This window comes from Pantoea sp. SM3, assembly GCF_000963995.1.
GTDB lineage: Bacteria > Pseudomonadota > Gammaproteobacteria > Enterobacterales > Enterobacteriaceae > Pantoea > Pantoea rwandensis_B.
This window is the reverse complement of sequence record NZ_JZRD01000005.1, coordinates 238,070-251,527: the sequence shown is the minus strand read 5'-3', so window position 1 is coordinate 251,527 and position 13,458 is coordinate 238,070. Positions and strand designations below refer to the sequence as shown.

The window sequence follows — 13,458 nt, the reverse complement described above, 5'->3', positions numbered from 1 at the left end:
AAAACCATGCTCATCCAGTATCTGGCCGACGACTTCCGGCACGGATTTATTCACGAAGAAGCGATGTGTGCGGTATTGCTTATCCAGAAGCGCAAAGCGGGGCTCAATAATAATGAGATAACTGACCTGGTCGGCGGAACCCGTCAGGCGGCGGAAATCGGTAATATAACCGTGAACAATCTTCTGCGATTCGAATTTCTGCAGAAGTCCAATGCCCATAGTCAGCGTGACCGCTTTGCGCAGCATCCGGTCTGGCGAAATGTCATTATCCGGGCTGGTGAACATCACGCTGTAGAGGTAGTTCTCGCTCAGCGCTTCCATGCCCGTAAGATTTTCCACATCAATCGGTGAGTTGCAGGCTGGAATCAATAAAGAATAACGATTGAGCGTAGAGGAAATTGCCGATGCTGTTTTTTCTATTAGGCCAGAGGGGATCATTGTCATTCTCTCCTTGATGACGAATTGTTATGTCTCCCACTAATTGCAGAGAGAATAACTTCAGTAATATTTTTATTTCTTGATTGCCGATATTGACTTCTTTATCAAGCTATCAGGGATTAACGTCACCGATATCGCATGCTTTTCCACAGGGAAAAACCGCCACCATTGATTGTCATACGATTGCTGCGACGACTAAAATTGATAAATTCACACTCTGTTTCAGGCACGCTACCGCCCCTGGCCGTTAACCGAGGCCTATAAGGTCTGAGGCATCTGTAAATCGGTGTATTTTTCAGAGGCGTATTTGCGCGCAGGCGAACCTCTGAAAAAGCGGACAGTGAACCACCCACGCGGGCTTACGCGAAGGCGCGTTCCTTCAAGGAATTGGAATGAATGATTTTGACATCCTTGTAAGTCCAGGTTTTTATTCGCTGCGCAGTTCAATCTGCTCCAGGTAGTTGTGCTTCTTTTTTATAAGTGCCCTCGATGTCGTGCATCACAGGGTTAATCATCGCCACCCTTAGGTTCTCCTTATGAACGTGAGGGGAAGCTCGATTGACTTATGCGCCCCTTCGGTGTGTAGGTACTGGCGTAAATTGGAACGGACTTTCAAAGCACCAGCTTGATAAGCCCTACTCATGATTTAATCGTATAAATAGTGAAGAAAAGCATTAAGACCCGACTTTTCCTGTAAGTTCGTGCGCGAATATAAAGTAATTAACGGACCTAAATCAACAGTCCGCCACGACTGTTTATCGCTGATTTGTATAAGGAAATTCTTAAATTTGACTTTAAGTCATTGTTAGATAGCTCATAAATTAATCAGAAATATCTGAAAAAAATTTTTAAGAAAATTTATTTTCAGGCGGTCACTTCGTTTAAATGAGAGAAAACCAGTAAGCAGATCTAACAACTTTCACCTGGAGATTACTTTGGAGGGGATTGCAGTGGACATTGCGCCCGGTACACATTGCCGAGGTTGAGGGGGGAAATGCGTCGCCGCTATCTCTGTTTCACAAATAGCACTCAGTTTGGGACACATTTTCCTCTCTATCAGAGATGCCGGCAGGTCTGGGCTTTAAGCGAGAGGATATAATCCAATGCATTAACGGGTTGCTATTAATGGAAAAAAGCAAAAGTGGTCATGTAGAATTAAAAGAAATCGTCCTTAAGCTAAAACCTCATGGCATTAAATAATGGTTATTTGGGACTTCACCATCCCAATTTGACGCCAAAACCCAAGTCTGAGCCTATACCGATGATCGAGCGCAATCTTGCGCTGTGGTATCGGCAGTTTGGCGATCCTACTGATGTACTGACGCTGGAATCTTCCCCTTTAGCCCCACGTCCCGCTGACTTGTTGCGCGTACAAATGCACTATGCGCCGATTAACGCGTCTGACCTGATCCCTATAACCGGTGCTTATCGTCACCGTGTCGCGCCGCCACAGGTGGCCGGTTACGAAGGTGTGGGTACGGTGATCGCCGCGCCCCTCTCTTTTCAACATTGGGTTGGCCAACGTGTGCTGCCGCTGCGCGGCGTCGGCTGCTGGCAACATTATGTGGATATCGATCCGCAGCTCGCTATTCCGGTGCCAGAGGACATTCCCAGCACGCTGGCGGCTCGCGCCTATATCAATCCGCTTGCCGCTTTGCTGATGTTGCAGCAATGGCCGGTCAGCGGTAAAAACGTACTGATCACGGCGGGTGGATCCGCCTGCGCCCTTTTGCTGGCACAGTGGGCTCAACTGCACGGTGCACATCAGGTTGTGGTGGTGTATCGCGCGTCAGCACATGCAGAAAGGTTGCATGCCCTGGGCCTGACTGCGTTGCAGGATACTGCGCAGGAAACACTGAAAGCGGTGAGTGCACAAACAGATATCGTTTTTGATGCGGTGGGTGGCGATGTGGGACAGCTCATCTGGCAAGCGCTACCTGAGCACGCACAGTTTGTGGCTTACGGTGTGTTAAGCGGCACGCCGGTAAAAGTGAATGCCAACCGTCCGGCGCTGCACTGGTTTCATGCGCGGCACACCCTGGGCGATATTGGCGCGGCGCAGTGGCAGCAGCTTTTCTTCGCGCTCTGGCCGCTGCTGCGCAACAGCGATTGTGGCGAAGTGGAGATTTTTCCGTTGAGCGAGTGGCGCGCGGCCATCGAGAGTTATCACCAGTCAGGGCGGTCACGCAAGCCTATGCTGTGTCTGGACCGGTGAAGAGAGGCTATGCAGCCTCTCTTTTCAACCGATTATTTTGCCGCAGCCTGCAGCCAGGCAACCACCAGCGGTGATAGTCGATTTTGCAGCGCCGCCCGTTCTGACTGGAACAGCGTAGCGACAAAGAACGGATGATCGGTCAGTTCAACACCGCGCACGTCCCGATCCAAATCCCACGACGTAATCTTCAGATTATGGGTCGCCAGCGCGCCACTGAATTCCGGGTTCACGCCGAAATTACAGTGATACCCTTCATCATTTTCCAGCGCGCCGTAAGCTTGCGCAATCCTTGAGCCCGGCTCGAAAGTCACCGTGCCGCGCTGTTCCACCAGTGAACAGGCCAGCGGCGCAATCACCCAGCGTCCACCCTCATCGGTTTCCGCATGCCCTGCATCTTCCCAGCCCAGCACGTTACGGGCGTACTCCACCACCGCATACTGAAAACCGCCACACGAACCGAGGAACGGTTTGTGGTTTTCACGCGCCCAGCGGATCGTTGCAAAGACACCTTCGTCGTTGAGATACGGGCTGCCCGGCACCACCCAAATGGCATCGTAATCGTTCCAGTGATGTTTATTGATGTCTGGGGTGGCGATCCAGTCGGCGGTGACGTCGAGCGAGAGAGATTTTGCGGCAAACTGAACAGCAGGAGGAATGGCTTGATGTGCAACGGCATTGGCACGGTAATCGCCAACAAGGGCGACACGAACTGACTGCGTCATGGTTACGTCCTTTCAGGGAAAAAACGAGGTTACAGCAAACCTACAGAGCTGTCTAAGCGCATTTTAGCGAGGTATCACTCACTTTCGTTAACGCGCATTTAGGTTAATGCATGCTTTATATAAGGTTAAATGTTCTTCTTTATGGTGATTAACTCGGCGGATGTTGACCACGCAATCGTTTACTTCTTTTACGGTTTTAATTAAATCGTAATTTTGTGCGCAGGATCAACAAATTAGCCATTTGGAAACTTTAGCCAGCCTATTACGCTCAACAATCAAGCAATTGTGCTTAGTAAGTGCGCATATGCGGTCTTTATTTTGGTATAAATTATCATCTACAGCGTTATATCCTGCAAAACAGACCTTAAGCGGTTTATATCAGGAAAATGATCCCAGGGATCTCCAGTTAACACGTTTATTCTGATATAATGCCACACAGCAATATTTAACACTGATTTACAACTTCTTATAACGGCATTAACCCTACCTGTTACAAGTATTTCAGCGTGCAAAAAATGCTTGCCCTGTTGGTCTGATTCAGCCAAATTAGGCGCCGTTTTTCCTTTCTAATAACAATGTTGCGCGGGATTACTCAGCCCGACGCAGACTTAATTCCTGTCGCAAAACAGGCTATGTATAAACTGAGGTACAAGTGTCAACTGCAAACAAACACACTGACGAGGCAGTAAGCCTCAACGCATTCAAACAGCCGAAAGCGTTTTATCTAATCTTCTCCATCGAACTGTGGGAGCGTTTCGGCTACTACGGTCTGCAAGCCATCATGGCCGTTTACCTGGTGAAACAGTTGGGGATGTCCGAAGCGGACTCTATTACCCTGTTTACCTCGTTCAGCGCCCTGGTTTACGGCATGGTCGCGATTGGCGGCTGGCTGGGCGATAAAGTCTTGGGCACCAAACGTGTGATTGTGCTCGGCGTTATCGTGCTGGCACTCGGCTATGCGCTGATCGCCTTCTCAGGCCATGATACCGCGATGGTGTATGTAGGTATGGCGACCATTGCCGTGGGTAGTGGCTTGTTCAAAGCCAACCCTTCTTCTTTGCTGTCTACCTGCTACGAGAAAGATGATCCGCGCATCGACGGTGCATTCACCATGTTCTATATGTCGATCAACATCGGTTCTCTGTTCTCGATGATGCTGACACCGTGGTTGGCTGCACATTACGGTTGGGGCGCTGCGTTCTCGCTCTCCGTGGTGGGTCTGGTGATTACCTTACTGAACTTCCTGTTCTGCCAGCGCCTGGTGAAAAACTACGGTTCTAAACCGGACTTTGCTCCACTGAACGTCAGCAAACTGCTGATGACGCTGGTGGGTGTGGTGGCGCTGGTTGCCATTGCGGCCTGGCTGTTGCATCACCAAAGCATTGCACGTATGGCGCTGGGCGTGATTGCCATTGGCATCGTGCTGGTGTTCGCGAAAGAAGCTTTTGCGCTGCAGGGTGCGGCTCGCCGTAAGATGATCGTCGCCTTCCTGTTAATGCTCGAAGCGATTGTGTTCTTCGTGCTGTACATGCAGATGCCAACTTCACTGAACTTCTTCGCCATTCGTAACGTTGAGCATGCCATTCTGGGCATTACCTTCGAACCTGAACAGTTCCAGGCGCTGAACCCGTTCTGGATCATGCTGGCCAGCCCGATTCTGGCGGCGGTTTATAACAAGCTGGGCGACAAACTGCCGATGCCGCATAAGTTCGCGATTGGTATGGTGCTCTGCTCTGCAGCCTTCCTGGTGCTGCCGTTTGGTGCCAAATTCGCTAACGATGCCGGTATCGTTTCGGTGAACTGGTTGATCATCAGCTATGCACTGCAGAGCGTGGGCGAATTGATGATTTCCGGTCTCGGCCTGGCGATGGTGGCACAGTTAGTCCCACAGCGTCTGATGGGCTTCATCATGGGCTCATGGTTCCTGACCACGGCGGGTGCCGCAATGATTGCCGGTAAAGTGGCTAATCTGATGGCCGTGCCAAATGATGTGACCGATCCGCATGCTTCGCTGGAGGTATACAGCCATGTGTTCCAGCAGATTGGTATTGCTACCGGTGTGATCGCCATTCTGATGCTGATCACCGCGCCACTGCTCAACCGCATGACGCAGAATGATGCTACACAGCCTGAACTGAAAAGCGCCAACGCGAATCAGTAATGGATGTGATGTCACGAAGCCGGGCCAACGCCCGGCTTTTTTATTTCCTGTAACGCATTTCTTTCCCTCGCTTTAACGTTTCCTGCGGTCAGTGCTTCGCTTTTTATCCCATAACCCGCATGATGACGGCTTCTTGTTAAGCAAGCGGTCATCGTCATGGATCGATTCGAAGAACTTCAGGTGTTTGTCGCAGTGATTCAGCAAGGCAGCCTGGCGGGCGCCGCACGTCTGTTACAACGATCCCCACCGGTGATTACCCGCACATTAAGCGCACTTGAATCCCGTCTCGGCACCACCCTGATAGAGCGCACGACACGACAGCTGGCACCCACAGAAGCGGGCTGGCGTCTGTTCGAACAGGCGCGACAGTTATTAAGTGATTACCACAGCGCACTGGACAGCGCGCATCACAGCGGCTTACAAGGACTCCTGCGCATTACCGCCCCCGTGCCATTCGGCCGCCTTCACATCATGCCGCTGGTGAATGCCTTCTTACAGCAACATCCCGAGATGCAGATTGAAGTGGTGTTGAGCGACAGCTATCAGGATTTAATTGAAAATGGCCTGGATATCGCCCTGCGCATCGGCGAACTGCAGGATTCCTCGATGGTGGCACGTAAGGTGGGCAGCGTACGTTCTACCCTGGTGGCCAGTCCCGATTATTTACAACGCGCCGGGGCCCCCTCACATCCCAGTGAACTCACTCAGCATGCAGTGATCACCAGCCTGCGGCACACGCGAGAATGGCGCTTTGCCCAGGACTTGCGCGTGCGGATCCTGCCGCGATTGCGCGTCAACGACATTGAAAGCCAGCTGGAAACGCTGCGCGGCGGCCAGGGGATTGGCCGTTTGCTGTCATATCAGGTGCTGGGAGATCTGCGCGAGGGCAGACTGATCCACTTATTACCTGAGTGGGAACCTGCGCCGCTACCGGTGCAACTGGTGACTCAGCGGGTAAAAAATATGACGCCAAAAGTACGACAGTTCTGGGAATTTGCGCTTGAACAGCTGCCTTCGCTACCCTGCTTCGTTGCAGAAAAGCCAAAGGCAGCGCCGGATTCCTGATCACTGTCACTGGTATTTTTATTTAGCAGTTTTATGCTGTTTCGATCACAACCACACTTCCAGGAGAAGCCATGATGAAACTCTATTGCAAGCCCGGTGCCTGTTCGCTGTCACCGCATATTGTTGCGCGTGAATGCGGGTTGGACTTTACCCAGGTCAATGTTGATCTGCAGAAAAAGGTCACCGAGCAGGGAGACGATTACTGGCAGATTAACCCCAAAGGACAGGTTCCTGCGCTGCAATTTGATGACGGCAGTTTGTTAACCGAAGGCGTTGCTATTGTGCAGTATCTGGCGGATCTGAAGCCAGACCGCAATCTGCTGGCACCCACCGGGAGCCTGACGCGCTACCACACCATTGAATGGCTGAGCTTTGTCAGCAGTGAACTGCATAAAACCTTCTCACCGCTGTTCCGTCCGGATACCCCGGAAGAGTACAAAGCCATTGTGCGGGCGCAGTTAGAGAAGAAATATCAGGTTGTGAATGAAGCGCTGCAAGACAAACAGTGGTTGATGGGTCTGCGTTATACCGTGGCCGATGTCTATCTGTTTGTGGTTACACGTTGGGCAAAAGCCATCAAGCTGGATCTGAGCGGGTTAGCCGCGCTGGAAGCCTGGTTCAACCGTGTGGCAGAACGTCCAGCGGTGCAAGCGGCGTTGAAAGCGGAAGGTTTGGTTTAACAATAGACAGGCGCACCCTGTGCGCCTGTTATTCATGCTGTCAGCAGGCAACCGGGTGGTCGCCCGCTTGATCTGCGCGGTGTATGCTTTACAGCTTCTCGGCGGCAAAGTGCTGAGTCGGTTGCGCAATCGCGTCCTGTGCCGCGACCAGTTGCAACTCGTACTCGCCCATCTCATGGGTTTTCAGCATCACTTCATAAACCGCTGCGGTAACGTGCTCCAGCGCATCCTGCAACGATTTGCCGTGCAACAGATCGACCAGCAGTAAACCACTGGTCAAATCGCCCACGCCCACCGGCTGACGGACACCAAAGTCCACCAGCGGACGGCTGATGTGCCAGCACTCATCAGCGGTGACCAGCAGCATTTCAAACCGATCGCTGCGACGACCAGCACGCGCCAGATGCTTCACCAGCACCACTTTCGGCCCTTGCGCCACTAACGCGCGTGCCGCCACTACCGCCTGCTCAACATTTGCCACTTCATGGCCACTGAGCATTTCCAGCTCCAGCAGATTCGGTGCGATAATATCGCTGGCCGGCATTGCCATCTTGCAATGGAATTCCGCAACGCCAGGCGCCACGATGCAGCCCTTCTCGGGATGGCCCATCACCGGATCGCAGAAGAACCAGGCGTTCGGGTTGGCGGCTTTCACCTGACGCACGATCTCCAGAATCTGCTCGCCCTGCTCGGCAGACCCTAAATAACCGCTCAGCACTGCATCACAGGTCTTCAGACGGTCAATCGCCGCAATGCCTTTGACGATGTCGGTGAGATGCGTGGCAGGCATTACAGTGCCGGTCCAGTGACCATATTGCGTGTGATTGGAGAACTGTACGGTGTTCAACGGCCAAACGTTTGCGCCCATACGACGCATCGGGAATTCGGCGGCGCTGTTACCGGCGTGGCCGTAAACCACATGTGATTGGATTGCGAGGATATTTTTCATTATTGCCCTGTACTGCCTTGCCATAAAAAAGGGCCGGAAACCGGCCCTCGAACCTTACTGCCAGTTAATCAGGCAGTAGTGTTTTTTACCGCGACGCAACAGCGTGAAGCGACCAAACAGTTTGTCGCTGTCGCTGAAACGATACTCGGCGTCAGATTGTTTTTCACCGTTGAGAGACACGGCGTTGGAACCGATCATGGTGCGAGCCTGACCGCGCGAAGGCACCAGCTCTGCCGCCACCAACGCCTGTTGCAGGTCATCTTCTGCATTCAGATTAATCACCGGCATACCGTCCTGCGCCAGCTGTTCGAAGTCCGCTTCAGTCATCTCGGTCAGGCTGCCGGAGAACAGGCTGTCGGTAATACGCTTAGCGGCTGTCAGACCGGCTTCACCGTGCACCAGACGCGTCACCTGCTCTGCCAGCACATACTGCGCGCGTGGCGCTTTACCGCTGTTTTTGTCTTCCTCTTCCAGCGCATTGATCTCTTCAATGCTCATAAAGGTGAAAAACTTCAGGAAGCGATAGACGTCAGCATCGGCGGTGTTGATCCAGAACTGGTAGAACTTGTATGGGCTGGTTTTCTTCGCATCGAGCCACACTGCGCCACCTTCGGTTTTACCGAATTTGGTGCCATCAGATTTGGTGATCAGCGGAACGGTCAAGCCCCATGCCTGCTGCTGATGCAGACGGCGCGTCAGATCGATACCTGACGTGATGTTGCCCCACTGGTCGGAACCGCCAATCTGCAGCACCACATCGTGACGCTTGTTCAGTTCCGCAAAGTCGTAACCCTGCAGCAGGTTGTAGGAGAATTCGGTGTAAGAAATACCCTGATCTTCACGGTTCAGACGCTGTTTCACCGCTTCGCGGTTGATCATCTGGTTCACCGAGAAGTGCTTACCGATGTCACGCAGGAAGGTCAGCACGTTCATGCCGCCAAACCAGTCGTAGTTGTTCGCTGCGATAGCACTGTTATCGCCGCAGTCGAAGCTGAGGAAAGGCGCAACCTGGTTGCGGATCTTCTCAACCCATTCGCCCACGGTATCCGCGGTGTTAAGTTTACGTTCTGCTGCTTTAAAGCTGGGATCGCCAATCAGACCGGTGGCACCACCCACCAGCGCGACCGGCTTGTGTCCGGCGTCCTGAAAACGTTTCAGGCAGAGCAGCGGCACCAGATGGCCCAAATGCAAGCTATCAGCGGTCGGATCGAAGCCGCAATAGAGTGCAATTGGCCCTTGCGCCAGTCGCTCTGCTAACGCTTCCTCGTCCGTTACCTGGGCGACTAAGCCCCTTTCTTGCAATTGTTGTATCAGGTTACTGCTGGTCATCACTGACTCCAAATTGATCAGACTGCACCTAGGCTGGTACACAGCTTTCCGCTGAGATGCGGATACGAAAAAAATGAGGGCTATAGCATAAAGCGCTGACGCCAACTGCGCCAGCGTTGAAAGGGGGTAAAACGCAGTTTTACGGGGCTAAACGGTCAATAGTCCAGCCATCGGCTTCACGCTGGTAAAGGAAGCGATCGTGCAGGCGATGTTCGCCGCCCTGCCAGAACTCCACGGTGTGGAATTTAACGCGATATCCGCCCCAGAAACTGGGTAAAGGCACCTCACCCTGCTGGAATTTCTGCTTCAGCTCGAGGAATTTGCCTTCCAGCACGCCGCGCGCCGAAATTCGGCTCGACTGCTTCGACACCCAGGCGCCGATCTGGCTGTCACGCGGACGGCTGCTAAAGTATTTCAGCACTTCCAGTGGCGACAGTTTTTCCACTTCCCCTAACACCATCACCTGGCGTTCAAGGAAGTGCCATGGGAAATGCAGCGAGATGCGCGGATTGTCCGCCAGCTGCAGCGCTTTGCGGCTGCCCAGATTGGTGTAAAACACCATGCCTTGTTCATCGTAATGTTTCAGCAACACAATACGCTGATAAGGCTGGCCGCTGCTGTCAACGGTGGCGACGGTCATTGCTGTTGGATCGGGCAGTTGGGCATCGCACGCCTGCTTGAGCCAATGTTCAAACAATGCTAGCGGATTGTCTGGCAGATCGTTACGTCTAAGCCCGCCGCGCGTGTACTCACGACGTAAATGGGCAATGTTTTGCAAGCTGTCACTGTCGCTCATGCTGATTCTCTTCGTTACTGGGCGGACGCATCCGCATTTTGCAATTCACAGTCATTAATCACGATTTTGTCATTACGCTCAACAAAAGCGCCATTGCCTTTAGACCAGAAGACATAAGTGCCGTCGCTGTAACGCGCGCCCGAGGCCGATACGGTTTGGGTTAAGGTGAGCGGTTTACCATCCAGAATAAAGCTAACCTGCTGCTTCGGATTGTCCAGTGTCACCGTTAACGGTAACGTGCCGCATTGATAGCGCAATGTCTGTGGTGTCGGCTGCTCTTTGTGCATCATGCCGCAGCCACTCATCGTGACGACACAGCTCAACAGAATAACGATTTTTTTCATCTTTCACTCCTTAACGTGTCAATCGGGCATTCGCCGGATAAATGGCACCCAATACACTCATTTCCCGTGCACCGGTGACGGCAGGTAAATTACCTGGCAAACCGGACAAGGTGCGAAACGCCAGCCAGGCGAAGGCCAACGCTTCCATATCATCACCACTGATCCCGGCGTCATCCGTCGTCCCCACTTCTGTTCCCGGCAAATGGGCCGCCAGCCGTGCCATCAGCAATGGGTTGCGACTGCCGCCACCACACACCAGCAGGCGATCGCAGCCATCATTGAGCTGAACTTGCTGAGCAATGGTCAGGGCGGTGAGTTCACTGAGTGTGGCCTGCACATCCTGCGGTGCCAGCGCCGGGAAACGCTGCAATTGACGTTCAACCCAGCCGAGATTGAAATACTCACGACCGGTACTTTTCGGTGGCGGCAGCGCGAACCAGGGGTCGTTAAGCATTTCATCCAGCAGTGCAGGCACGATCTGACCACTGCGCGCCCAGCTGGCATCTTTATCATAGGGCAAGCCCTTATGGCGCCAAATCCAGGCATCAATCAGCATATTGCCAGGCCCGGTATCAAACCCACGCACCGGCTGGCCGGGAATCAACAATGACAGATTGGCAATACCGCCAATGTTGAGCACCATACGCCGTTCAACGCTGTCCATCAGCAGCGCCTGATGGAACGCGGGAACCAGTGGCGCGCCTTGTCCGCCTAAGGCCATGTCGCGACGACGAAAATCGGCCACCACGGTAATCCCCGTGGCTGCGGCGATTTGATTGCTGTCCCCAATCTGTAGCGTATTCGGGGCGTCGCTTTGCGGCTCATGCCACACGGTCTGCCCATGGCAACCGATGGCCATGATGTCATTGGCTTCCAGCGATTGCTGCTGCATCAGCGTTAATACCGCTTCTGCAAACAGTTTGCCTAGACGGGTATCCAACTGACCCAGTTGCGACAGGGTCAGCGATTGACCCTGACAGATCGCCAGCACCTGTTGACGAATTTCCTGCGGCATCGGGTGGCAATAGCTGGCCTGCTGCGCCACCATATGCTCATCAATGACCGCCAGTACGACATCTACCCCGTCGAGGCTGGTGCCGGACATCACACCAATATAGCGTCCTGATTTCATAGCGGTTCCTTACCCACGCGCGAGTCTGCAATACGATTCTGTTTAGCCTGGCAAATATCAGCGGCTAATTCTATGATAAAATTCCGCTTTTCAACCGCACAGCACACGGCATTTCAGCGATAAAATATTTTCAGCACGAAATTGAATTTTTGTTGAGGGGCAATGGTCTATCCTTCGCCTCAGCCGCGTATTATTTGGACATAGAGTCAATTGCCAGCTTTCTGTCTTATACTCTTGCTGTAGAGGACGAGAACATGGCGTTTTTTTGCATTAAGGAGCTTTCTGATGATTAAGCGTTTAGTAGCCGTGGCACTGACCGGCCTGACGCTGGCAGGTTGTGTCAGCAATGACACCCTTTCCGGTGATGTGTATAGCGCCAATGAAGCCAAACAAGTACAAAGTGTCTCATACGGTACTCTGGTGTCGGTTCGCCCGGTTAAAATCCAGGGTGGCGATGAAAATAACGTGATTGGCGCAATTGGTGGTGCGGTACTGGGTGGTTTCCTCGGTAACACCATTGGTGGCGGTACCGGTCGTAGTCTGGCTACGGCAGGTGGTGCAGTACTCGGCGGCGTAGCAGGCCAGGGCGTGCAGGGTGCGGTCAACAAGTCTGACGGTGTTGAGCTGGAAATCCGTAAAGACGATGGCAACACCATCATGGTGGTGCAGAAGCAGGCCGCAACCCGTTACTCAGTGGGTCAGCGCGTCGTCATGGCGTCGAATGGCAGCCAGGTGACCGTTTCACCACGCTAAGCGAACAGATAAAAAAAACCGACGCCAGCGCGTCGGTTTTTTTATTTCTCGCGGTTCTGGAACTCGAGAATGTTTTTTTCCAGTCGAGCAATTAGCGTGACCATTTGATTAATCTCTTCGAGGCTGATGCCCGAAAGGATGTCATCGCGGGTAGCATCAATCACATTTTCAACCTGCTCGATAATCGGCTCGGCCTGCTTCGTCAGCTTAATGCGTTTGGCACGACGGTCGTTAGCGCAGGTGGCACGCGTAATTAATCCCTTCTCTTCCAACTGATCCAGCGTACGCACTAATGAAGGTTGTTCAATACCAATGGCTTTTGCCAGCTGGATTTGCGACTGCTCTGGCGGAAGTTGATGAATATTGTGTAACGTCACCCAATGCGTTTGTGTCAACTCAAGCGGCTTCAAACGCTGGTCAATCAAGGCACGCCAGATGCGTACCAGCCGAGACAGGTCTGTACCGAGGGGCGTATCCATTTCATCTCCTTATAATTAGCTTGCTAGCTATCAAGCCAGATTTTACACTATTCTGCGAGTTTACAGGACAAATTACAAATCCCAGGCCAGACGGCACGCTCTCTTCTACGCTAGTTTGAGAGAGAACCTGGGACAATGAAGGATGAAGACACGTGTCCATTACCGCACTTTCCGCCACTGCTCCGCTAACCGACCTGGTATTCGGTGCCTCGCTGTTCTTTCCGCCGCTGTTTAAAGCTGTGCTGCTGGGATTCTTTTTCTGGTTACTGATTCACCCCTTGCTGCGCGGCTGGATGTATTCCGGCGACATCTGGCATCCCACCTTGATGGATCTTTCCCTGTTTGTTTTGTGCGTCACGGGCGCACTGTGGATACTGAGCCTCGGATAAATCACC

The 13,458-nt window shown here is 52.8% G+C and carries 14 protein-coding genes; 6 read left to right on the top strand and 8 right to left on the bottom strand.

Features of this window, described 5'->3' with window-relative positions:
- On the bottom strand, positions 1 to 444 hold a 444-nt coding region (locus VI01_RS03520), incomplete at its 3' end, for a contractile injection system protein, VgrG/Pvc8 family (RefSeq protein ID WP_231638447.1).
- Between the two features lie 1,180 nt (positions 445 to 1,624).
- Here VI01_RS03520 and VI01_RS03515 point away from each other — a divergent pair.
- On the top strand, positions 1,625 to 2,653 hold the full coding sequence (locus tag VI01_RS03515; RefSeq protein ID WP_369801856.1) for a zinc-dependent alcohol dehydrogenase family protein: 1,029 nt from the start codon (positions 1,625 to 1,627) through the stop codon (positions 2,651 to 2,653).
- A 32-nt stretch (positions 2,654 to 2,685) separates the two neighbouring features.
- Here the strand turns inward: VI01_RS03515 and VI01_RS03510 are convergent, their stop codons facing one another.
- The gene (locus tag VI01_RS03510) at positions 2,686 to 3,375 is read right to left on the bottom strand and encodes a CTP synthase (protein WP_045813991.1); all 690 of its coding nucleotides are present in this window, start codon (positions 3,373 to 3,375) and stop codon (positions 2,686 to 2,688) included.
- 652 nt (positions 3,376 to 4,027) lie between these two features.
- Between VI01_RS03510 and dtpA the strand changes: the two genes are divergently transcribed.
- The 3 genes from dtpA to gstA all read left to right on the top strand — a co-directional run bounded on the left by dtpA (position 4,028) and on the right by gstA (position 7,281).
- Complete coding sequence (gene dtpA, locus VI01_RS03505; protein WP_045813990.1) at positions 4,028 to 5,536, top strand: dipeptide/tripeptide permease DtpA; 1,509 nt, start codon at positions 4,028 to 4,030, stop codon at positions 5,534 to 5,536.
- A gap of 156 nt (positions 5,537 to 5,692) precedes the next feature.
- Positions 5,693 to 6,601 (top strand): LysR family transcriptional regulator, encoded by a 909-nt coding sequence (locus VI01_RS03500; protein ID WP_038647250.1) that lies wholly within the window; start codon positions 5,693 to 5,695, stop codon positions 6,599 to 6,601.
- 74 nt (positions 6,602 to 6,675) lie between these two features.
- On the top strand, positions 6,676 to 7,281 hold the full coding sequence (gstA, locus tag VI01_RS03495; protein WP_197079560.1) for a glutathione transferase GstA: 606 nt from the start codon (positions 6,676 to 6,678) through the stop codon (positions 7,279 to 7,281).
- 88 nt (positions 7,282 to 7,369) lie between these two features.
- Here gstA and pdxY read toward each other — a convergent pair whose 3' ends face one another.
- From pdxY to anmK, 5 genes are all read right to left on the bottom strand, one after another.
- Positions 7,370 to 8,230 (bottom strand): pyridoxal kinase PdxY, encoded by an 861-nt coding sequence (gene pdxY / locus VI01_RS03490; RefSeq protein ID WP_045813989.1) that lies wholly within the window; start codon positions 8,228 to 8,230, stop codon positions 7,370 to 7,372.
- A gap of 54 nt (positions 8,231 to 8,284) precedes the next feature.
- Positions 8,285 to 9,559: a tyrosine--tRNA ligase gene (tyrS, locus tag VI01_RS03485; protein ID WP_045813988.1), complete on the bottom strand. Its 1,275-nt coding sequence runs from the start codon at positions 9,557 to 9,559 to the stop codon at positions 8,285 to 8,287.
- Positions 9,560 to 9,698: 139 nt separating this feature from the next.
- A complete protein-coding gene (pdxH, locus tag VI01_RS03480; protein ID WP_045813987.1) occupies positions 9,699 to 10,355 on the bottom strand; it encodes a pyridoxamine 5'-phosphate oxidase in 657 nt (218 codons plus the stop codon).
- Positions 10,356 to 10,369: 14 nt separating this feature from the next.
- Positions 10,370 to 10,699, bottom strand: coding sequence for an MliC family protein (locus VI01_RS03475; protein ID WP_038647260.1), 330 nt, complete (start codon positions 10,697 to 10,699; stop codon positions 10,370 to 10,372).
- A gap of 10 nt (positions 10,700 to 10,709) precedes the next feature.
- Positions 10,710 to 11,831 (bottom strand): anhydro-N-acetylmuramic acid kinase, encoded by a 1,122-nt coding sequence (gene anmK / locus VI01_RS03470; protein WP_045813986.1) that lies wholly within the window; start codon positions 11,829 to 11,831, stop codon positions 10,710 to 10,712.
- A 285-nt stretch (positions 11,832 to 12,116) separates the two neighbouring features.
- On the opposite strand from anmK, the gene slyB reads away from it, so the two are divergent.
- Positions 12,117 to 12,584: an outer membrane lipoprotein SlyB gene (slyB, locus tag VI01_RS03465; protein ID WP_045813985.1), complete on the top strand. Its 468-nt coding sequence runs from the start codon at positions 12,117 to 12,119 to the stop codon at positions 12,582 to 12,584.
- A 41-nt stretch (positions 12,585 to 12,625) separates the two neighbouring features.
- Here slyB and slyA read toward each other — a convergent pair whose 3' ends face one another.
- On the bottom strand, positions 12,626 to 13,063 hold the full coding sequence (gene slyA / locus VI01_RS03460) for a transcriptional regulator SlyA (RefSeq protein WP_034821588.1): 438 nt from the start codon (positions 13,061 to 13,063) through the stop codon (positions 12,626 to 12,628).
- Positions 13,064 to 13,215: 152 nt separating this feature from the next.
- On the opposite strand from slyA, the gene VI01_RS03455 reads away from it, so the two are divergent.
- Entirely contained in the window at positions 13,216 to 13,452 is a 237-nt protein-coding gene (locus tag VI01_RS03455) for a DUF1656 domain-containing protein (RefSeq protein WP_038647264.1), read from the top strand.
- Positions 13,453 to 13,458 lie beyond the last annotated feature (6 nt).

Coding starts and splice junctions, on each gene's coding strand:
- VI01_RS03515 (WP_369801856.1), top strand. CDS start 1,625: ATGGCATTAAATAATGGTTATTTGGGACTTCACCATCCCAATTTGACG.
- VI01_RS03510 (WP_045813991.1), bottom strand. CDS start 3,375: ATGACGCAGTCAGTTCGTGTCGCCCTTGTTGGCGATTACCGTGCCAAT.
- VI01_RS03500 (WP_038647250.1), top strand. CDS start 5,693: ATGGATCGATTCGAAGAACTTCAGGTGTTTGTCGCAGTGATTCAGCAA.
- gstA (WP_197079560.1), top strand. CDS start 6,676: ATGAAACTCTATTGCAAGCCCGGTGCCTGTTCGCTGTCACCGCATATT.
- pdxY (WP_045813989.1), bottom strand. CDS start 8,230: ATGAAAAATATCCTCGCAATCCAATCACATGTGGTTTACGGCCACGCC.
- tyrS (WP_045813988.1), bottom strand. CDS start 9,559: ATGACCAGCAGTAACCTGATACAACAATTGCAAGAAAGGGGCTTAGTC.
- pdxH (WP_045813987.1), bottom strand. CDS start 10,355: ATGAGCGACAGTGACAGCTTGCAAAACATTGCCCATTTACGTCGTGAG.
- VI01_RS03475 (WP_038647260.1), bottom strand. CDS start 10,699: ATGAAAAAAATCGTTATTCTGTTGAGCTGTGTCGTCACGATGAGTGGC.
- anmK (WP_045813986.1), bottom strand. CDS start 11,831: ATGAAATCAGGACGCTATATTGGTGTGATGTCCGGCACCAGCCTCGAC.
- slyB (WP_045813985.1), top strand. CDS start 12,117: ATGATTAAGCGTTTAGTAGCCGTGGCACTGACCGGCCTGACGCTGGCA.
- slyA (WP_034821588.1), bottom strand. CDS start 13,063: ATGGATACGCCCCTCGGTACAGACCTGTCTCGGCTGGTACGCATCTGG.